The 19421-nt window shown below is 35.9% G+C and carries 20 protein-coding genes; 19 read left to right on the top strand and 1 reads right to left on the bottom strand.

All coding sequences use genetic code 11. The features are described from left to right. Positions 1 to 249 precede the first annotated feature (249 nt). The 3 genes from KSU54_RS10820 (at position 250) to KSU54_RS10810 (ending at position 3911) form a co-directional block, all read left to right on the top strand. A complete protein-coding gene (locus tag KSU54_RS10820; RefSeq protein ID WP_003538129.1) occupies positions 250 to 1365 on the top strand; it encodes a 6-phosphofructokinase in 1116 nt (371 codons plus the stop codon). A 432-nt stretch (positions 1366 to 1797) separates the two neighbouring features. Then, the gene (locus KSU54_RS10815; protein ID WP_117791830.1) at positions 1798 to 3237 is read left to right on the top strand and encodes an ABC transporter permease; all 1440 of its coding nucleotides are present in this window, start codon (positions 1798 to 1800) and stop codon (positions 3235 to 3237) included. A gap of 2 nt (positions 3238 to 3239) precedes the next feature. Beyond that, on the top strand, positions 3240 to 3911 hold the full coding sequence (locus KSU54_RS10810) for an ABC transporter ATP-binding protein (RefSeq protein WP_008791792.1): 672 nt from the start codon (positions 3240 to 3242) through the stop codon (positions 3909 to 3911). A 20-nt stretch (positions 3912 to 3931) separates the two neighbouring features. Here KSU54_RS10810 and KSU54_RS10805 read toward each other — a convergent pair whose 3' ends face one another. Next, entirely contained in the window at positions 3932 to 4807 is an 876-nt protein-coding gene (locus KSU54_RS10805) for a MurR/RpiR family transcriptional regulator (RefSeq protein WP_008791791.1), read from the bottom strand. Positions 4808 to 4958: 151 nt separating this feature from the next. Here KSU54_RS10805 and KSU54_RS10800 point away from each other — a divergent pair, with 151 nt between their 5' ends. The 16 genes from KSU54_RS10800 (at position 4959) to KSU54_RS10725 (ending at position 19336) form a co-directional block, all read left to right on the top strand. Beyond that, the gene (locus KSU54_RS10800; RefSeq protein WP_003538133.1) at positions 4959 to 6371 is read left to right on the top strand and encodes a glycoside hydrolase family 1 protein; all 1413 of its coding nucleotides are present in this window, start codon (positions 4959 to 4961) and stop codon (positions 6369 to 6371) included. A gap of 136 nt (positions 6372 to 6507) precedes the next feature. Further along, a complete protein-coding gene (locus tag KSU54_RS10795) occupies positions 6508 to 6723 on the top strand; it encodes a FeoA family protein (protein WP_008791790.1) in 216 nt (71 codons plus the stop codon). A 22-nt stretch (positions 6724 to 6745) separates the two neighbouring features. Continuing rightward, positions 6746 to 6967, top strand: a complete 222-nt coding sequence (locus tag KSU54_RS10790) for a FeoA family protein (protein WP_003538135.1) — start codon at positions 6746 to 6748, stop codon at positions 6965 to 6967. A gap of 27 nt (positions 6968 to 6994) precedes the next feature. Continuing rightward, positions 6995 to 9178: a ferrous iron transport protein B gene (gene feoB, locus KSU54_RS10785; protein ID WP_003538136.1), complete on the top strand. Its 2184-nt coding sequence runs from the start codon at positions 6995 to 6997 to the stop codon at positions 9176 to 9178. A gap of 14 nt (positions 9179 to 9192) precedes the next feature. After that, the gene (locus KSU54_RS18885; protein ID WP_008791789.1) at positions 9193 to 9399 is read left to right on the top strand and encodes a FeoB-associated Cys-rich membrane protein; all 207 of its coding nucleotides are present in this window, start codon (positions 9193 to 9195) and stop codon (positions 9397 to 9399) included. 90 nt (positions 9400 to 9489) lie between these two features. Further along, on the top strand, positions 9490 to 10323 hold the full coding sequence (locus KSU54_RS10775; protein WP_009300610.1) for a Cof-type HAD-IIB family hydrolase: 834 nt from the start codon (positions 9490 to 9492) through the stop codon (positions 10321 to 10323). 195 nt (positions 10324 to 10518) lie between these two features. Next, the gene (locus KSU54_RS10770; protein WP_003538140.1) at positions 10519 to 10719 is read left to right on the top strand and encodes a cold-shock protein; all 201 of its coding nucleotides are present in this window, start codon (positions 10519 to 10521) and stop codon (positions 10717 to 10719) included. 356 nt (positions 10720 to 11075) lie between these two features. Continuing rightward, entirely contained in the window at positions 11076 to 14126 is a 3051-nt protein-coding gene (locus KSU54_RS10765) for an SrtB-anchored collagen-binding adhesin (protein ID WP_117791829.1), read from the top strand. A gap of 238 nt (positions 14127 to 14364) precedes the next feature. Beyond that, positions 14365 to 14691: a YdcP family protein gene (locus KSU54_RS10760; protein ID WP_117660862.1), complete on the top strand. Its 327-nt coding sequence runs from the start codon at positions 14365 to 14367 to the stop codon at positions 14689 to 14691. Positions 14692 to 14706: 15 nt separating this feature from the next. Next, positions 14707 to 15090: a YdcP family protein gene (locus KSU54_RS10755; RefSeq protein ID WP_021361569.1), complete on the top strand. Its 384-nt coding sequence runs from the start codon at positions 14707 to 14709 to the stop codon at positions 15088 to 15090. Between the two features lie 94 nt (positions 15091 to 15184). Then, on the top strand, positions 15185 to 15733 hold the full coding sequence (locus KSU54_RS10750) for a DUF6609 family protein (RefSeq protein WP_117791828.1): 549 nt from the start codon (positions 15185 to 15187) through the stop codon (positions 15731 to 15733). A gap of 102 nt (positions 15734 to 15835) precedes the next feature. Beyond that, entirely contained in the window at positions 15836 to 17230 is a 1395-nt protein-coding gene (locus KSU54_RS10745; protein ID WP_115283172.1) for an FtsK/SpoIIIE domain-containing protein, read from the top strand. Between the two features lie 182 nt (positions 17231 to 17412). Beyond that, a complete protein-coding gene (gene mobT / locus KSU54_RS10740) occupies positions 17413 to 18609 on the top strand; it encodes a MobT family relaxase (RefSeq protein ID WP_077726088.1) in 1197 nt (398 codons plus the stop codon). Positions 18610 to 18621: 12 nt separating this feature from the next. Then, entirely contained in the window at positions 18622 to 18756 is a 135-nt protein-coding gene (locus tag KSU54_RS10735) for a DUF3789 domain-containing protein (protein WP_002322987.1), read from the top strand. Next, positions 18757 to 18978: a hypothetical protein gene (locus KSU54_RS10730; RefSeq protein WP_002323342.1), complete on the top strand. Its 222-nt coding sequence runs from the start codon at positions 18757 to 18759 to the stop codon at positions 18976 to 18978. It abuts the gene before it with no gap. 79 nt (positions 18979 to 19057) lie between these two features. Further along, a complete protein-coding gene (locus KSU54_RS10725; protein WP_225305307.1) occupies positions 19058 to 19336 on the top strand; it encodes a hypothetical protein in 279 nt (92 codons plus the stop codon). The last annotated feature ends 85 nt before the right edge of the window (positions 19337 to 19421 follow it).

Below are 19421 nucleotides of genomic sequence, written 5' to 3'. Positions count from 1 at the left end.
CTATAAAGATATTATAACGTAAAGTAGATATTTTTGTTTTTATAATAATAATTTAATTATTTATTGAATCTTTAAAAGTAATGTAGTCATCTTTATAATAAATAGATGTTGTTTATTTAAGGCAGAAGTTAATATTTTTTATAATATTTTGTTGAATTTTATAAATATTGCGTATTTTATGTAAACGGTAACATTTTTATTGAGTTTTATTATAAAAAATCATATAATAAAGTTTATGGAGGGATGTTTATGGCAGACGTAAAAAGAATCGCATTATTATCTGGAGGCGGAGATTGCCCCGGGTTAAATGCTGTTATTAGAGCAGTAACCAAAGCGGCTATTAATGAATACGGGTATGAAGTTATTGGCTATGTTTATGGTTATCGTGGTCTTTATAACAATGATTACATAGAATTGACAGTTGATAAGGTAGAGAATATTTATAAAGAAGGTGGAACTATTTTATATAGTTCTAATAAAGATAACTTATTCGACTATCTTGTTGATGATGGTCATGGCGGAAAGGTAAAAAAAGACGTTTCTGATGTTGGTGTCGAAAACTTAAAAAAAGCTGGTGTCGATGTGCTGGTTGTTTTAGGTGGTGATGGTACTTTAACAAGTGCTCGTGATTTTTCAAGAAAAGGCGTTAATGTAATTGGTATCCCTAAAACAATGGATAATGATTTGCCAGCGACTGATTTAACTTATGGATTTATCAGTGCTTCTTCAGTAGGAACTGAATTTATTGACCGGTTAAATACAACGGCAAAATCACATCATCGAGTTATCTGTTGTGAGCTGATGGGACGAGATGCTGGATGGATTGCGTTATATTCAGGAATGGCAGGAAATGCCTCATGTATCTTAATTCCTGAGATTCCATTTACAATTGATAACATTGTTAAGCACGTTGCAAAACGCGACGCTGAAGGTTATCCATACACTGTAATTGCAGTAGCAGAAGGTGCTAAATATGCTGATGGGACTAAGGTGATTGGAAAAATCGTTGAAGATAGTCCTGATCCAGTTCGTTATTCAGGATTAGCTGCAAAGGTAGCTGATGATCTTGAACAGGCAATTGCTAACCATGAAGTTCGTTCAGTTAATCCAGGACATATCATCCGTGGAGGAGATATCCAAGCATATGATCGTATTTTATCAATTCGTTTTGGTGTAAAAGCACTTGAGCTGATTAAAGAAGGTAAATTTGGTAATGTTGTTACTTTAAAAGGTGAAGAAATGTCTTATACATCTTTAGAGGAAGTAATCGGTGATGCTAAATTTGGAAAACAAAAACATGTAGATCCTAATGGTGAATTAGTAAAAGCTGCAAAAGCGATTGGAATTTGCTTTGGTGATGAATAAGACTGTAAAACAGTCTTATTTTTTATAAAAATGTAAATAATATTATATGAATAAAAACTATTAAGATTATTTTATTACATAAAAAGAATCAAAGATAGTCGAAATGAATAATTATTATTGCGGTAGATATTAGTCTAGTATAAGAAGTACCATTTGATAATATTTTTTTAAAAATTTTGAATTAAATATTAAAAATAGTACATAATATTATTGAGGTGAATTTATGAAAAAACCAAAACATGGGCAACAGTCAAGTAATGACAATGCTAAAGATCAATTAGGTGATGATGAAATAGTTGTATCAGGAAATCAAGAAGATTCTACAATTAAATATAGATAAGGGAAACTAACTTTAGTTTCCTATTTTTTTACATAATTGAACGATTTTATCCTTAACTATAGTTTGCTATATTTTTTTCAGGAGGTTAAGATATGTTAAAAAATGCATTTCTAAGTATTAAAAAGAATATTGGCAAGACAGTTTTATTATTTGTAATAATGACAGTAATTGCGAACTTGATTATTGCAGGTTTGTCAATCCAGAGTGCTTCGAAAAAATCAATGGAGCAAATTAGAACATCACTTGGCAATGATGTAACATTGACAACAAATATGCAAAATATGATGGGTCAACGTGAAAAAGGGCAAGCAGTTAGTGAAGTAGCAGCAAGTGTTACAATTGCGATGGCTGACCAGTTAAAAGATTTAAAATATGTAAAAAATTATAATTATGCTATTTCAACCACAGCAAGTAGCGATGATATTACAGCTGTTGAATTGACCACAAGTCAAGATAATCAAACAATGGAACGTCCTGATGGACAAGAAAATTTCCAATCAGCAAATCAAGGAGATTTTTCAATCAGTGCAAATACGACGATGGAATATTTAGATAGTTTCACAGAAGAAAGTAGTACTCTAAAACAGGGACGATTATTATCAAGTGATGATGCCGGAACAAATAATTGTGTCATTGAAACAAATTTAGCTACTGATAATGATTTAAATGTAGGTGATACATTTACAGTTTATACTACTATAAATGAAGAAATAGTAACACAACAATTAACTATTGTCGGAATCTACGAGGTGACAGATGCTAAAACAATGGGTGGACCTGGGCAAAGTAATCCGTTTAATACAATTTATACAGATTTATCTATTGGTCAAACATTATCGGGGAGTGAAACAAATATTACATCGGCAACTTATTATTTAGATGACCCTGAGAATATTGAAGCTTTTCAAACCTTAGCACAAAAAAAGAGTGATATCGATTTTGAGACATATACGCTTGATGCAAATGATCGTTTATATCAGCAAAATGTAAGTAGTTTAGAAAATACTCAATCATTTGCAACAATGTTTTTAATCGTTGTAATTGGTGCCGGAAGTGCTATTCTATGCTTGATTTTAATTTTAACAATCAGAAGCAGATATTATGAAATTGGTGTATTTTTATCATTAGGACAAAGTAAAGTGAAAATTATTTTACAACAATTATTTGAGATGCTTTTGATTGCGGCTGTTGCCTTTGTTATTTCACTAGGTACCGGAAAGTTAGTATCAAATGTAGTTGGAAATATGCTAGAATCTGGAACGAACAATAATCAAGTTCAAATGCAGATGCCGGAAATCAGAGATCAAAATAACGATAGCAATAACACTAATTCGACATCCGGTAATGATAAAATGTTCGATCAAGCATTTAATGGACCGGAAAATACAGAATTAGATGTGTCTTTAACAACTACTACAGTAATGCAATTAGCGGGGATTACAATTGCAATTTGTCTTGTTTCAATCGCTATTCCATCTGCTTATGTATTACGATTATCACCACGTGAGATTCTTGTGAAGAAGGAGGGGTAGAGATGGAAACAATTTTGAATTTTGAAGATGTTTCATACCATTATTTAGATGGTTCTAGTAATGTAAGTATTTTGAATAAAGCTAATTATAGTTTTGAAAAAGGAAAAATCTATGCAATTGTTGGCGCTAGCGGTAGCGGGAAGACAACAACTATTGTATTGGCTGGTGGTTTAGATAAGCCAAAAGGTGGAAAAGTTATTTTTAAAGGCCAAGATACTGCAAGGATTGGATTAAATAAATATCGTCGGAATGACATTTCGATTGTGTTTCAATCATATAATTTGATTCATTATATGAATGCTTATGAAAATGTTGCTAATGCAATTGAAATAGCTGGACGGAAGATCCCGAATAAAAAAGAATATTGCCTGGATATTTTAAAAAAATTAGGGCTTTCAAAAGAACAAAGTTTACGAGATATTCGCAAACTTTCTGGAGGACAGCAACAAAGAATTGCTATTGCTCGTGCAATTGCCAAAGATGTTGATTTAATTTTAGCTGATGAACCTACGGGTAATCTTGATGAAAAGAATTCTAAAGAAATTTTAAAAACATTTATCGATTTAGCTCATCAAGCTAATAAATGTATTATAATTGTTACTCATTCGCCATCATTGGCTCAAAAATGTGATGTTCAATTAAAAATAGAGGACGGACAAATTGTTGAAATTTAAAAGGCTGCTCAAACAGCCTTTTAATCATTGATGGGACTTTTATAAGGATGACGGTGATCAAATAATTTATCACGATTAATTTTTTCATTAATATAATGATCATAATTCAATCTAAAGATACATGAAAAAATCAAATCAAGCAAATAAGAAATCGATGTTTTGGATGAATAAGGAGCTATCTTAGAAAATATCTTTTCTCGTGATCCTGTATTCATAATATAAGTGCAATATTTTGATAATTGATTATCCCCGATAGAAGTAATACCCAAAAGGGGAACATGCATCTTTTTTAAAAATTTCGCAAGTTCTACCATTTCATTCGTTTCGCCGGAATATGATATAAGAATGGCTACATCATCAGGACTACAAGTATATGATAAGAAACCTTGCTCACCAGCATGAGCTCGCATTTCCACCATTTTACCAATTCGCATCATTTTGTGTTGAAAATCAAAACCAGCTAATAAAGAATTACCATTTCCAAAAAGATAGATGCGTCTTGCTTGATCGAGTAAATTAATAATTTTGTCAAGGTTCTTAAAATCAACTAAGTTTAAGGTGTCTTCAATAGCTTCTTGATGCAGATTGGCAATCCGATATGCAATTTGGCTATTTGAGTCGGTGTTTCCAAAAGGAAAGTTGACGTCAACACGTTTTTTGTTTTTTTTATCAAACTGTAATTCAGCTGAATATTTGATTTTAAAGTCACCATAGCCATTAAGTCCTAATTTACGGCAAAGACGAACAATTGTTGCTGGAGAAGTATAAGTTTGTTTAGCTAATTCTTTTACTGATAAATTAAGAATATCTTCACCATTATCTAATATGTATTTCGCAATTGTTTTTTCAGAACTGGAGAAATCTAATTCAAATTCTAATTGAGTCATAATACTCATAAAATCACCTCTATTTAGTATATCATGAAACATTGTTTCATAAAACTGGTATTTATTAAATAAAATATGAAACTTGATTATAAGGTCAGAAAAACTCATTTACTTATCTTTACAGATTAACTAAAATGGTATATGAAAGAGAGGTATTGTAATGGAAAAGAAATTACCAGATAATTTTTATTGGGGTGGCTCAGTATCAAGTTTTCAAACTGAAGGAGCTCGTAACGAAGGTGGAAAAGGCGTTTGTATTTATGACGTTAGACCAACTGATCCAGAATTTTCTGACTGGTCAGTAGGAATTGATGAATATCATCGTTATGATGAAGATATTGCTTTAATGAAAGATATGGGATTCAATTTTTACCGTTTTTCAATTTGCTGGTCAAGAATTATTCCTGATGGGACTTTAGATGAACCGGTAAATGAAGAAGGAATTAAATTTTACAGTGATCTAATTGATAAATTGATTGCTGCTGGTATAGAACCTATGATAACTTTAGTGCATTTTGATATGCCTTATAAATTAGTAAAAGAACATAATGGTTTTGCATCACGCTATGTTGTTGACTGTTTTGAAAGATATGCTCGTGTATGTATCGAACGATTTGGTAATCGAGTTAAACACTGGATGTCTTTTAATGAACAAAATTTACATGGGATGATGTTGCGTGTATCTAACGCTGAAGAAATTCCTGAAGGTGTGGACCCAGCTAAACATTTATATCAAGTCAATCACAATGTTTTTATTGCTCATTGTAAAGCTGTCAAAGCATTAAGAGAATTACAGCCAGATGCTCAATTCTGCGGTATGAATGCAGTTACTAATATTTATCCATATTCAAATACGCCAAAGAACAATTTATTTGCATGGAAAGCTTATCAATATATGAATGGTTTCCACTGTGATGTTTTTGCTAAAGGAAAATATCCAGATTATATGATAGCATATTTAGAAAACCGTGGATGGATGCCAACATTTGAAGAAGGCGATGATGAATTATTAAAGTATACTGTAGATTATATTGCTTTTAGTTATTATCGCTCTAATACTGTTACTGAAGGTGAATTTGATTATACAAGACCATATCATGAAGTAGTTGGAGAACATACAGTTAAAAATCCACATTGCGAAGCTAATGAATGGGGTTGGGAAATTGATCCTGTTGGTTTTAGATGGACTTTAAATGATTTAGCAACACGTTCTGATTTACCGGTTTTCGTTCTTGAAAACGGAATTGGATGGCGTGAAGATATGACGCAAGAAGAAGTTGATACAATGTTAGCAGCTAATAAAACAATCGAAGATGATTATCGTATTAATTATCATCGTGATCACATAAAAGAAATGAAAAATGCAATGTTTGAAGAAGGCGTTAAATGTCTAGGTTACATTACTTGGGGACCAATTGATATTCTAGCAAGTATGTGTAATATGGATAAACGATATGGTTTTGTTTATGTAAACCGTACTAATAAGGATATTCGTGATTTAAAACGTATTCCTAAAAAATCATATCATTGGGTTAAAAAAGCATTTGAATCAAATGGAGAAGATTTAGACTAAGAAGGAGAAATCCTTCTTTTTTTGCTGATAAAGTTAAAATATCCTAACTTTTTTCTTGGCAACTATTGACTTTTAAGTTAGGCAGGTATAACATAACAGTAGTTAGATAGGACTAACAAGAAAAAGCGAGGAAGTGATGATGATGCCTTTAACTATGGCGACAATTGGTGAAGTACAGACCATAAAAAAAGTCGGAGGAAAACAAGAAGTAAAATTATTTCTTGAATCGCTAGGCTTTACAACAGGAGCGACAGTTACTATTGTAAGTAAGAACCAAGGAAATCTAATTACTAAAATTAAAGAATCAAGAGTAGCGATTAGTCAAGAGATGGCTAATAAAATTATGATTTAACTATTAAAAGGGGGATAATTAATTGAAAACGCTAAGAGATGTAAAATGTGGAACTAGTGCGAGAGTCATGAAACTGCATGGAGATGGAGCTGTAAAAAGAAGAATCATGGATATGGGAATTACTAAGGGGACAGAAGTACTAGTTCGTAAAGTTGCACCATTAGGTGATCCAATTGAGGTTAAAGTACGAGGATATGAACTATCTTTGCGTAAAGCCGATGCAGCAATGATTGAAGTATTATAGTAGTAAAATATATAGGAGGGTGAAAAAATGTCAATTACAATTGCATTAGCGGGGAATCCTAATAGTGGGAAAACAACGCTATTTAATGCTTTGACTGGTTCCAATCAATTTGTTGGAAACTGGCCAGGGGTAACAGTAGAGAAAAAAGAGGGTAAATTAAAAGGTCATAAAGATGTTAAATTAATGGATCTACCTGGTATTTATTCTTTGTCGCCATATACTTTGGAAGAGGTAGTGGCACGTAACTATCTAATTCAAGAAAGACCAGATGCAATTATCAATATTGTTGATGGAACAAACTTAGAAAGAAATCTTTATTTAACTACACAAATTATGGAGTTGGGGATTCCTGTTATTATGGCAATCAATATGATGGATATCGTTGCTAAAAATAATGATAAGATTGATGTAAAAAAATTATCAAAAGAATTGGGGTGCCAAGTTGTTGAAATTTCTGCTCTTAAAGGAAAAGGAATAAAAGAAGCGGCTGATCGTGCTGTTACTTTAGCTAATTCTAAAAGAATAAATGCACCAATTCATAAATTTGATAGTGCTGTTGAAGAAAAATTAGACCAGATTGAAGCAATGTTGCCAAGTGATATTGCAGTGGAACAACGACGTTTTTATGCGATTAAATTATTTGAACGTGATGATAAAATTTCAGGATTAATGAGTAGTGTACCTAATGTTGAAACAATTATTGATCAAAGTGAAAAAGAATTAGATGACGATGCAGAAAGTATTATTACTAATGAACGTTATCAATTTATAACTTCTATTATAGATGATTGTTATAAAAAACATAGTCATGATCAATTATCAGTTTCTGATAAAATTGACCGCATTGTTACAAACCGCTGGTTAGCCTTACCAATCTTTGCAGTAGTAATGTTTGTGGTTTATTATATTTCAGTAACTACTGTTGGTACTTGGGCGACTGATTGGGCAAATGAAGGTGTGTTTGGTGATGGATGGAGTTTATTTGGACTAGCAGTTCCATCAATTCCAAGCTTAATTGAAGGATTATTAGAATCCTTAGGAACTGCGGCCTGGTTAAATGGCTTAATTTTAGATGGTATCGTAGCTGGGGTAGGTGCGGTATTAGGTTTCGTTCCACAAATGTTAGTGTTATTCTTTTTCTTAGCGGTGCTTGAATCATGTGGATACATGGCTCGGGTTGCATTTATTATGGATAGAATTTTTAGAAAATTTGGATTATCAGGTAAATCATTCATTCCAATGTTGATTGGAACTGGATGTGGGGTACCAGGAATTATGGCATCACGTACTATTGAAAATGATCGTGATCGAAAAATGACGATTATTACAACTACGTTTATTCCTTGTGGTGCTAAGTTACCAATTATTGCGTTAATTGCAGGTGCATTATTTGGTGGTGCATCTTGGGTAGCACCGAGTGCATATTTTATTGGAATAGCTGCAATTATTACTTCTGGAATTATTTTAAAGAAAACAAGACGTTTTGCTGGTGAACCAGCACCATTCGTAATGGAGTTACCAGCGTATCATATGCCGACGATTACTAACGTTTTAAGAAGTATGTGGGAAAGAGGATGGTCTTTCATTAAAAAAGCTGGAACGATTATCTTATTATCAAGTATTTTAGTTTGGTTTACTTCATACTTTGGATTTGTCGATGGACAATTTACAATGTTAGAAGATACTCAGTTAGATCATAGTATTTTAGCATCAATTGGTAATGCAATTGCATGGATATTTACACCACTTGGTTGGGGTGATTGGAAAGCTGCAGTAGCTGCGATTACAGGTTTAGTTGCTAAAGAAAACGTTGTTGGTACATTCGGTATTTTATATGGATTTGCAGAGGTTGCTGACGATGGAGCAGAAATCTGGGGAACCTTAGCAGCAAGCTATACACAAATTGCAGCATTTTCATTCTTAATCTTTAACTTATTATGTGCACCATGTTTTGCTGCTATGGGAGCAATTAAAAGAGAAATGAATAATGGTCGCTGGACAGCGTTTGCAATTGTGTATCAAACTGTATTTGCTTATTTAGTAGCATTTAGTGTTTATCAAATTGGAAATTTAGTTATTACTGGAACATTTACATTTGCTACAGTAATTGCTATATTAGTAGTGATTGGTTTTGTTTATCTATTAGTTCGACCATATAAAGAAGACAATCGTTTAAATATCGATTTAAATAAAACTGTAACTGAAAAATAGAAAGGGTGATAACAGTGAACTGGCTAATTGAAAATTTATCGACTATCATCGTTAGTGTCATTTTATTATTTGCAGTCCTATTAGCAATCAATTCAATCAGAAAAGATAAAGCTAATGGTAAATCTAGTTGTGGCGGAAATTGTGGTAGTTGTGGTACTGGTTGTCATAGCCGCACTAATAGTTTAGTAGATAGTTATCATCATGATCACGGGAAGTGTTAGTACTTCCCTTTTTCTTTTTTTGTAAAAAGAATACAAATATTCTTTAAAATAGGTATACTTATATAATAAATAATCTTAAGGAGGAATGTTATGGAGAAAAAAGCAATTTTTTTAGATGTTGATGGAACATTGGTTGCTAATCATGGCAAAATGACTGAGCAGGTAAAAAAAGCAATCACTCTAGCCCGTAATCAGGGACATAAAGTATTTATTTGTACAGGAAGAAATAAGATAGGAATTAGAAATGAGTTAGAGGAAGTAAATTTTGATGGTTTTATTGCTAGTGCTGGAAGCTATATCGAAGTTGCTGATGAAGTAGTCCATAGCCGTTATTATGATCGTAAATTAATTGAAAAAGCTTGCGATGTATTTAATCGTAATAATATCGTATATAATTATGAGTGTACCGATATTACATATATGTCACCCAAAATGATGGAATTTTTTGTAGGTGGAAATAATGAGGAAGCGACTAATTCGGAGATGGAACGCTTAAAAGCTGAACAAAGTGATAAATTTAATGTAAGAGATATGAATGAATACGATGGTCGTGGAATTCATAAAATATCCTTTATTGCAATGAGGCAGGAAGATTTCGATCATGCTTTTAAAGAATTGAAAGAGAACTTTAACTTTGTAGTACATGATATGTTTGGCAGTAAAAATATTAATGGTGAAATAATGTCAAAACTTGATAATAAAGGAACAGGAATCAAACGAATTGTTGATTATCTAAATATAGATATGGAAGACACAATTGGATTTGGTGATAGTATGAATGATTATGAAATGATCGATGCAGTCAAATGTGGAGTGGTCATGGACAATGGCAGTGCTCGGCTTAAGGAAATAGCTGATCGAATTTGTAAAAGTGTTGATGAAGACGGAGTCTATTATGAATTTATTGATTTAGGAATAATTTAAGTTAAAAAGATTATAAAATATAAATTGAAATATTATTCTGATATTGGTTGACTTCTTATTGTTGCTGTGATATTATATATGAGTAACGAGCAATGAATATTTAACTTACAGATGTGAAAGTTGTATTTATAAGCAACTTAGCATCTGCTTTTTTTATAGTAATGCTTTTTATAATAAAAATAGGAGGTACGTCTGATGAATACAGGTACAGTAAAATGGTTTAATAGTGAAAAAGGTTTTGGATTTATTACAAAAGATACAGGTGGAGATTTATTTGTTCACTTTTCTGCAATCCAAGGTAGTGGATTCAAATCTTTAGAAGAGGGTGCTAAAGTAAGCTTCGATATCGTTGAATCTGATCGTGGTGAACAAGCAGCAAACGTTGCAGCTTTATAATTAACCAAAAGTCTCAATAGAGACTTTTTATTTTTGACTAATTTAGCACTTTCCTATTGTTATTACAGCGTAGCTTTTGTCTTAGTTCATAGAGTGCCGTAAAGTGCCTATTTACAGGCTTTTCACGGGTTTTATGAATTTATCATATTTCATCAAAAATCGTCAATATACAAAAAATTGGTGTCAAAATTGGTGTCAAATAACCTTAATTTGAGATTTTGATGAGCAACACATCAGTATAAAAAATTGAATATTTTATAGATTATGGAACGCCTAAAATGACGTTCCTTTTCTATTTCCAGCCGTTCTTATTGGACGGCTATTTTATTACCCAAAATGAAAGGAGCATTAGACTTATGAAAAAGATGTTAAAACGATTGTGTACGGGCTTCTTAGCTCTTGCGACTGTCGTTACTGCTTTGCCGACAACACCCGTTCATGCAGAAAGTAAGCAATACTGGACGGAAAGTGCAGAACGTGTCGGTATCGTTGAAAAAATAATGAATGACGGCTCGATTGGTTCTACCTTTAATGAGGGACATTTGACCGTTGAGGGCGAGGACGCTTACTGTATCGACATTAACACAGACTTTAAGAATGGTTACAAGACCAGAGCTGACGCAAGCACTCGTATGAGTGCCGACCAGATAAGCGACGTTGCCTTATCTATCGAATATGTAAAACAGTACACAGACAGCCACAGCGGAATAAGTAAAAATCACGCTTACCTTTTAAGACAGCTTGTTGTCTGGCAGAGATTGAGCGTACATCTTGGCTGGCAATGCGACAACGTGAGAGCTTCTTATGATGAAATTCCAAAAGCGACGCAGGACGAAGTGTACGCTGGTGCAAAAGCCTTTGTCAAAGAAAATAAAGGACGTTATGAATGTGGCGGTTATATCTACTCTGGCGAGGGGCAGGAATTAGGACAATTCTGGGCGAAATTAAATGTCGGAAATGCGAAACTGCAAAAGACTTCCAGTAATACCAGCATTACCGACAGTAACGGGAATTACTCTATCGCTGGTGCAACATACGGTGTCTTTTCTGATAAGGACTGCACAAAACAGCTTGCCACCCTTACGACTAATGAAAACGGCAATACAGATATTGTAGAGGTAAAAGCAGTCACAGTCTATATCAAGGAATTATCCGCACCAGCAGGATATAAAGTAGATAAAACTGTATATTCCTTAAAGGTTGAAGCTGGAAAAACAGCGACTTTGAAAGTATCAGATACACCGAAAGTAACAGACACTTTGATTGAGCTTTTCAAGATAGATATGGAAACACAGAAAGACAATTCGCAAGGGAACGCTTCTCTAGCAGGTGCGGAATTTACATGGAAGTATTATGCAGGCTTCTATACGAAAAACAATCTCCCTGCCGAAGCTACTCGTACATGGGTTACAAAGACAATTGCTGAAACAGACAGCGACGGGACAACTCATTACATCACAAAATTAGCGGACGCATACAAGGTATCTGGCGACAGTTTCTATATGCAGGACGGCAAATCGGTTCTTCCACTTGGAACGCTAACCGTAGAAGAAACAAAAGCTCCAAACGGCTACTTGTTAGAGGGTGCATATATGCAGGCTGGCGATAAGTCCGAGCAGATAAAAGGCTTATACCTTACACAGATTACCGAGGACGGCGACCTTGCCGTATTATCTGGAAGTAACCAGTTTTCCGTATCAGACAAGGTTATCCGTGGCGGTGTCAAAATTCAGAAACGAGATTTAGAAACGGGCGATACAAAGCCACAAGGAAGTGCCACTTTGAAAGATACTGCTTTTGACATCATTTCCTTAAATGATAATGCAGTATTGGTTGAGGGCAAGCTATACAAGAAAAAAGAAGTCGTAAAAACTATTCGTACAGATATTGAGGGTATCGCTTCTACTTCTTCTGACCTCTTACCTTATGGAAAATTCCGTATCGTTGAAAGTGAAGCTCCCAACGGTTACTTAACTGACGGTGCAAAACCGATTGATTTTACAATCACAGAAAATGGAAAAATCGTGGACTTAACCGACGAAGACCATTCTATCTACAATCAGATTAAGCGTGGAGATATTGAGGGTGTAAAAATCGGTGCAGGCACACACAAGCGTCTTGCTGATGTTCCCTTTAGGATCACAAGCAAGACGACGGGCGAAAATCATGTCGTGGTAACTGATGATAACGGGCAATTCTCCACTTCTGCTGAATGGGCTTCTCATAAGCACAATACAAACGCAGGCAAGACCAGCGAGGACGGTGTATGGTTTGGAACTTCTGAACCAGACGACAGCAAGGGTGCGTTACCTTATGATACCTACATCATTGAAGAAATGCGTTGCGACAGTAACAAAGGTTTTGAACTTATCCCACCTTTTGAAATCGTGGTATCAAGAAATAATCTTGTGATTGATTTAGGAACGCTGACTGATGAATACGAAAAAGAAATCTCTATCCATACCACAGCGACCAGCAAGGACGGCGAAAAGACAATCCTTGCTGGAAAAGAGGTAACAATCGTTGATACGGTTAAATTAGACGGACTTACAAAAGGCACAAAGTATAAGTTGAAAGGCTGGCAGATGTTAAAGGAAGAAAACGCCGAGCTTATCATTGACGGAAAGCGTGTAGAAAATGATTATACCTTTATCGCTGATGATGAGGAAATGAAAGTGGAAATTGCTTATACATTCAATGCGTCCGAGCTTGGCGGTAAAAATCTGGTAACATTCGAGGAATTATACGATTTAAGCAATCCAGACGAACCCGTGAAAGTTGCGGAACATAAGGACATTGAGGACGACGGGCAGACGGTACTTATCACAGAGCGTATCATCAAGATACATACGACTGCTACCGATAAAGACGGCAACAAAGAGCTTGAAGCTGGAAAAGAGGTAACAATCATTGATACCGTAACTTTAGAGGGCTTAGAAGTCGGCACACAGTACAAACTTGTAGGCTGGCAGATGTTGAAAGAAGAAAATGCAGAGCTTCTTATCAATGGAAAACGTGCGGAAAGTGATTACACCTTTACCGCAGACAGCGAAACTATGAAAGTGGAAGTTGCCTTTACCTTTGACGCTACTTCTCTTGACGGTAAACAGCTTGTAACCTTTGAAGAATTGTACGATTTGAGCAATCCAGACGAGCCGAAGAAAGTTACCGAGCATAAGGACATTGAGGACGAGGGACAGACAATTACCTTTAAGGAAAAACCCGAAGTCCCAGAAGAACCAGAGAAACCCGAAACGTCACAGACACCAAATACACCGCATAAAACAGACAGTCCAAAAACGGGCGATAACACGAACCTTTACGGACTGCTTGCATTATTACTAACTTCTGGTGCTGGACTGGCAGGTATCTTCTTCTACAAACGCCGTCAAACGAAGAAATCATAAGGCGGTAACGATATGAGAAAAGAAAAATCACGCTCTCCGCCGAAGCTGTCAAACGGCAGACTTCCGCTTATTCTGGCTTGTCTGCTACTTACCTGCAAGAACACGGATAGTCAAGGGTGCGTAAGCATTTATTTTACCCTTTACTATCGGTGGGATTGCTGGTACTTCCCGAACCGCCAGAATAAGAAATCACAATCAAAAAACTTATCAAATATAGAAAGAAACGAGGTAAAACACTATGGAAATGAAATATGTCGTGCCAGATATGGCACAGTCTTTTGGAACTCTTGAATTTGCAGGCGAAAGCGACCATGTTTTTGAGAGAGATAAAGATAACCGCAGATTTTTCGCAAGAAGAAGCTACAACCTTTATTCAGATGTACAGAGAGGGGAAAATGTTGTGGTAGAAATTCCCGTGCAGGCTGGCGAAAAGCATTTCAAGTATGAGCAGAAAGTAAAACTTGTCAATCCAAAGTTATACGGCAGAGGTTATGCAATCGGGGATATGGGACATACCGATTATGTGTTAGTTGCTGATGATATTGTAGCAGTTGAAGAAAAGTAAAGGAGTGAAGAATTTATGAGATTATCAAATGGATTTGTCATTGACAAAGAGAAAACATTTGGAGAATTAAAATTTACAGCGGTGCGTGATGTGTTCTTGCAAAATGAGGACGGGACACCGAGTACCCAGCTTAAAAAGCGTATCTATGATTTGAAGTGCAGTCTGCATGGTGGAATTATCCCCGTGTCCGTACCGCCAGAAGTACCGTTAAGGGAATTTCCTTACAATGCAGTCGTGGAGCTTGTCAATCCCGTAGCCGATACGGTATCACGAAAAACCTATACGGGTGCAGATGTGGACTGGTATGTAAAGGCAGAAGATATTGTACTGAAGAATAAAGGCAATCAGAACACAGGCACTTCACAGAACCATACACCGCAGGGACAACCGAAAAAATAGACTTGCTGAATAGATTTTCGTTGTAGAGGATATACGGAACTGTTATAATATGGGTATGAAGAAAGCGACAAATGGAATTTGAGGAGGAAAGTGTGTGGGATTTTTAGGCTATCAAAAAGATGAAATCCGAGAATATAATGACAAAAGATGTTGTGGTTTGTGGTTTATCATTATTGGTGTAGTTATTATAGTTTCTGCTATCTTTGGCGGAGAGAAAAAAATACACCCTATTATATTTACTGTAGGTTTTATTGTTGGATTTTATTTGTCTGTAATAAACAAAAAAGTGGTAACAAAATTATCCTATGGGAAATCGTCGAAATTTCAAAATAATATGGCTATTTTTTCTATAGCTATTTTGTTTCCACTCATGTTTGTTTTAGCAGGTTCATTTTTTCCAATGCAGAATTGGAGAATGATTTGGCTAATGACTTTTCTTGCTGTTGGAATTCATTTTATACCATTCTATTTTGTTCATGGTATTTCAATGATAGGGATTGCAATTTTATGTTCTGCTAATGCTATAATAGGAATATTTCTTCCAATAATTCCATTCATTGTTTTAGCATTTATTGACGGACTGATTAAAATTGGTTTTGGAATATATCTTTTATTTTTTTCAAAGCCTACAAAAAGTCGATGAGTTGGAAAAATTCCAGTTTGACAACTTCATATCCATGCACACAAAGCAGTTAGTCTATACGATTGACTGCTTTTTTTATACCCAGAAAGGAGTGATTGATTTATGAGAATGATTTTAAACAAAGGACACCGTATCAGAGCCAGCGATAAGAACCTTGTCTATCGCTTTTCAATGGGGACACTCCTGTTTGTGTTCGTAGCGGTTATCCTGCTATTAAATACAAAACAGCTCATGCGTACCGACTGGGAACATTTCAGCTTATTAGACAATGGCTTTACGCTTTCCCTTTACAACTTCATAACCATACTGATAGCGACTGGTGTTTGTGCATTGGTCGCTTTTCTGTATTATCGCTTCTGTTACGACAGTTTCAAAAAGCTACTGCACCGTCAAAAGCTGGCACGAATGATACTGGAAAACAAGTGGTATGAAGCTGATACCGTACAAGACAGCGTTTTTTTTACTGACCTGCAAAGCAGATCAAGGGAAAAAATAGTCTGGTTTCCAAAGATTTATTATCAAATGGAAAAGGGACTGCTTCATATCCGCTGTGAAATTACGCTGGGGAAATATCAAGACCAGCTTTTACGGTTAGAGGATAAATTGGAAAGTGGCTTGTATTGTGAGCTGACCGACAAGACCCTGCATGATGGCTATATCGAATATACCCTGCTTTATGATATGATAGCGAACCGCATTACCATTGATGAAGTACGGGCAGAGAACGGCTGTCTTAGACTGATGAAAAATCTTGTCTGGGAATATGACGCACTCCCTCACGCTTTGATTGCTGGTGGGACTGGTGGCGGTAAAACCTATTTTCTGCTGACACTCATTGAAGCCTTACTGCATACCAACGCTATCCTTTATATCTTAGACCCGAAGAACGCTGACCTTGCAGACTTAGGGACAGTTATGGAAAATGTGTATCACACCAAAGAAGAAATGATTGATTGCGTCAATGCCTTTTATGAGGGCATGGTACAGCGAAGTGAGGAAATGAAGCGACACCCGAACTATAAGACGGGCGAAAACTATGCCTATCTGGGACTGCCACCCTGCTTTCTTATCTTTGATGAATATGTGGCATTTTTTGAAATGCTGGGGACGAAAGAAAGCGTGGGCTTACTTAGCCAGTTAAAGAAAATCGTTATGTTAGGACGACAAGCAGGTTATTTCCTTATCGTTGCCTGTCAGCGTCCAGACGCAAAGTATTTCTCGGACGGTATCAGAGATAACTTCAATTTCCGTGTGGGACTTGGGCGTATCAGCGAATTAGGTTACGGTATGCTTTTTGGTTCAGATGTGAAAAAGCAGTTTTTCCAGAAACGTATCAAGGGGCGTGGCTATTGTGATGTGGGAACAAGCGTGATAAGCGAATTTTACACGCCTTTAGTCCCGAAAGGACATGATTTTTTGCAGACTATCGGCTCTCTTGCTCAAGCAAGGCAGGACGGGACGGCGACGTGCGAAGCGAAAGGCGACGGCACGGACTAGCCGTTGCTGGTGTGGCGAAGCCACGCCAGCAGGTAAAACCCCTCGGTATCTAACAGAGGGGTACGTTTGCAAATAGACAATAGACAAAAAACATAGGAAACATAAGGCTTCTGGCATGGTTTTCTAGCAAAAATCAGTTGTGAAGTCGCCTTAAAAAACTTCACACTTTACAGATTGGGGGTATGGTTCTGAATGAAGAACAATGGATAAAAGAATTACGGGAGAAACGGATTGCTTACGGTATCTCACAAGGCAGGCTGGCGTTGGCTTCTGGTATCACAAGGGAATATCTCAACAAGATAGAAAGCGGAAAAATGAAGCCGTCAAAGGAGCTTCTGGAAACTCTGCACAAGGAAGTGGCAAGGTTCAATCCAGAAGCACCGCTTACCATGCTGTTTGATTATGTAAAAATTCGTTTTCCCACGCTGGATATACAGCACATCATCAAAGATATATTAAAACTGAATATCAATTATATGCTCCATGAAGATTACGGACATTACAGTTATACGGAGCATTATTCTTTAGGGGACATCTTTATCTATACGTCGGCTGACGAAGAAAAAGGTGTCCTTTTAGAGTTAAAGGGGCGTGGTTGCCGACAGTTTGAAAGTTACCTGCTGGCACAGCAACGAAGCTGGTATGACTTCCTCATGGACGCACTCATAGACGGTGGCGTGATGAAGCGTATCGACCTTGCTATCAACGACCATACGGGCATTTTGGATATTCCAGAGCTTGCGGAAAAATGCAGGAAACGGGAATATATCGGAAAGTCCAGAAGTTATAAGTTTTACCAGTCGGGCGAGCTTATCAAGCACAGAGAGGACGACAGAGAATATATGGGACGTACCCTTTATCTTGGGTCGCTGAAATCAGATGTGTATTTTTGTATCTATGAAAAGGACTATGAGCAGTATGTCAAGTTAGGGACACCTCTGGAAGAAGCCGACATTATCAACCGTTTTGAGATACGGCTTAGAAATGAACGTGCCTATTATGCAGTACGAGATTTGCTGACCTATTATGACGCAGAGCAGACCGCCTTTTCTATCATCAACCAGTATGTGCGGTTTGTTGATGAAGAACCCGACAAGCGAAAAAATGACTGGAAACTCAATGACCGCTGGGCTTGGTTTATCGGCGATAACAGACAGAGTTTGAAGCTGACGACAAAGCCAGAGCCTTACACCTTAGACCGTACATTACGTTGGGTACAAAGGCAGGTAGCACCAACCTTGAAAATGCTGAAAAAGATTGATAAGGGAAACGGTACAGACTACATGGAAACAATCGAACAGCAGGCAAAACTCACAGAAAAGCATGAAATGATAATCAAACAGCAGACGACCCCTGCAAAAGATTTGATAGAAAGTTAGGAGTGATAAAAAATGTGGGTATTATTAAAAGACTTCCTGCTGGTATCTATGGGAATGGGTATCGGCGTAGTCTTGATGTGTATTTTGAATGTCGGCAAAGAAGCTGACTGTGAAATGAAACAATTAAAAGAAAGTGAGGACAATTAAATGAATTTCGGACAAAATTTATATCAATGGTTTTTATCAAACGCACAGAGCTTAGTGCTTATGGCGATTGTGGTTATCGGTATCTACTTAGGGTTCAAGCGTGAGTTTTCCAAACTTATCGGCTTCTTAGTAGTTGCCTTGATTGCTGTCGGTTTGGTATTCAACGCTGGCGGTGTGAAAGATGTACTGTTAGAGCTGTTCAACAAGATTATTGGTGCATAAATTGTTGTAAAGCATACATAGAAGTGTTATAATACCCCACAAATAGCAGATATTATAATTTTATATGGGAAGTGATATTGTGGAACTTATTAAAGATATTGTAAAATATTTAAGTAGTGGATTAGTAGAATATTTCTTAGAATGTAGAGTTAGTGACAAAAGACAAGAATATTTTAGTAATAAAGGTGGAAAATGGGCGAAGTTCTGTTTCTATATGTCGTTAATAGTTTCTATCCTTTTAATAATCATAGGTATTGTTGGATTAGTAAAAAAGAAAAGTATAAGTATTTTCTTTTTGATTGCAGGTATGGGTATCGCTTTGTTTATGCTGGTTGACTGGGGAACGTCAAAAAAATAATTTTCTATACAATACAGTTTAATAGCTTTTAAAGCAGTTAGTCTTAGGATTGACTGCTTTTTTCTTACCAAAATTTCAGATTGGA

Origin of the sequence: Erysipelatoclostridium sp. MSK.23.31, assembly GCF_019125875.1 — a bacterium.
Taxonomy (GTDB): Bacteria; Bacillota_I; Bacilli_A; order Erysipelotrichales; family Coprobacillaceae; genus Thomasclavelia; species Thomasclavelia ramosa.
Note: the sequence above shows the minus strand (reverse complement) of the source record. Positions and strands in the feature narration are given on the sequence as shown.

Coding starts and splice junctions, on each gene's coding strand:
- KSU54_RS10770 (WP_003538140.1), top strand. CDS start 10,519: ATGAATACAGGTACAGTAAAATGGTTTAATAGTGAAAAAGGTTTTGGA.
- KSU54_RS10775 (WP_009300610.1), top strand. CDS start 9,490: ATGGAGAAAAAAGCAATTTTTTTAGATGTTGATGGAACATTGGTTGCT.
- KSU54_RS10800 (WP_003538133.1), top strand. CDS start 4,959: ATGGAAAAGAAATTACCAGATAATTTTTATTGGGGTGGCTCAGTATCA.
- KSU54_RS10760 (WP_117660862.1), top strand. CDS start 14,365: ATGGAAATGAAATATGTCGTGCCAGATATGGCACAGTCTTTTGGAACT.
- feoB (WP_003538136.1), top strand. CDS start 6,995: ATGTCAATTACAATTGCATTAGCGGGGAATCCTAATAGTGGGAAAACA.
- KSU54_RS10730 (WP_002323342.1), top strand. CDS start 18,757: ATGAATTTCGGACAAAATTTATATCAATGGTTTTTATCAAACGCACAG.
- KSU54_RS10820 (WP_003538129.1), top strand. CDS start 250: ATGGCAGACGTAAAAAGAATCGCATTATTATCTGGAGGCGGAGATTGC.
- KSU54_RS10735 (WP_002322987.1), top strand. CDS start 18,622: ATGTGGGTATTATTAAAAGACTTCCTGCTGGTATCTATGGGAATGGGT.
- KSU54_RS10765 (WP_117791829.1), top strand. CDS start 11,076: ATGAAAAAGATGTTAAAACGATTGTGTACGGGCTTCTTAGCTCTTGCG.
- KSU54_RS10755 (WP_021361569.1), top strand. CDS start 14,707: ATGAGATTATCAAATGGATTTGTCATTGACAAAGAGAAAACATTTGGA.
- KSU54_RS10815 (WP_117791830.1), top strand. CDS start 1,798: ATGTTAAAAAATGCATTTCTAAGTATTAAAAAGAATATTGGCAAGACA.
- mobT (WP_077726088.1), top strand. CDS start 17,413: ATGGTTCTGAATGAAGAACAATGGATAAAAGAATTACGGGAGAAACGG.
- KSU54_RS10805 (WP_008791791.1), bottom strand. CDS start 4,807: ATGAGTATTATGACTCAATTAGAATTTGAATTAGATTTCTCCAGTTCT.
- KSU54_RS10810 (WP_008791792.1), top strand. CDS start 3,240: ATGGAAACAATTTTGAATTTTGAAGATGTTTCATACCATTATTTAGAT.
- KSU54_RS10795 (WP_008791790.1), top strand. CDS start 6,508: ATGATGATGCCTTTAACTATGGCGACAATTGGTGAAGTACAGACCATA.
- KSU54_RS10745 (WP_115283172.1), top strand. CDS start 15,836: ATGAGAATGATTTTAAACAAAGGACACCGTATCAGAGCCAGCGATAAG.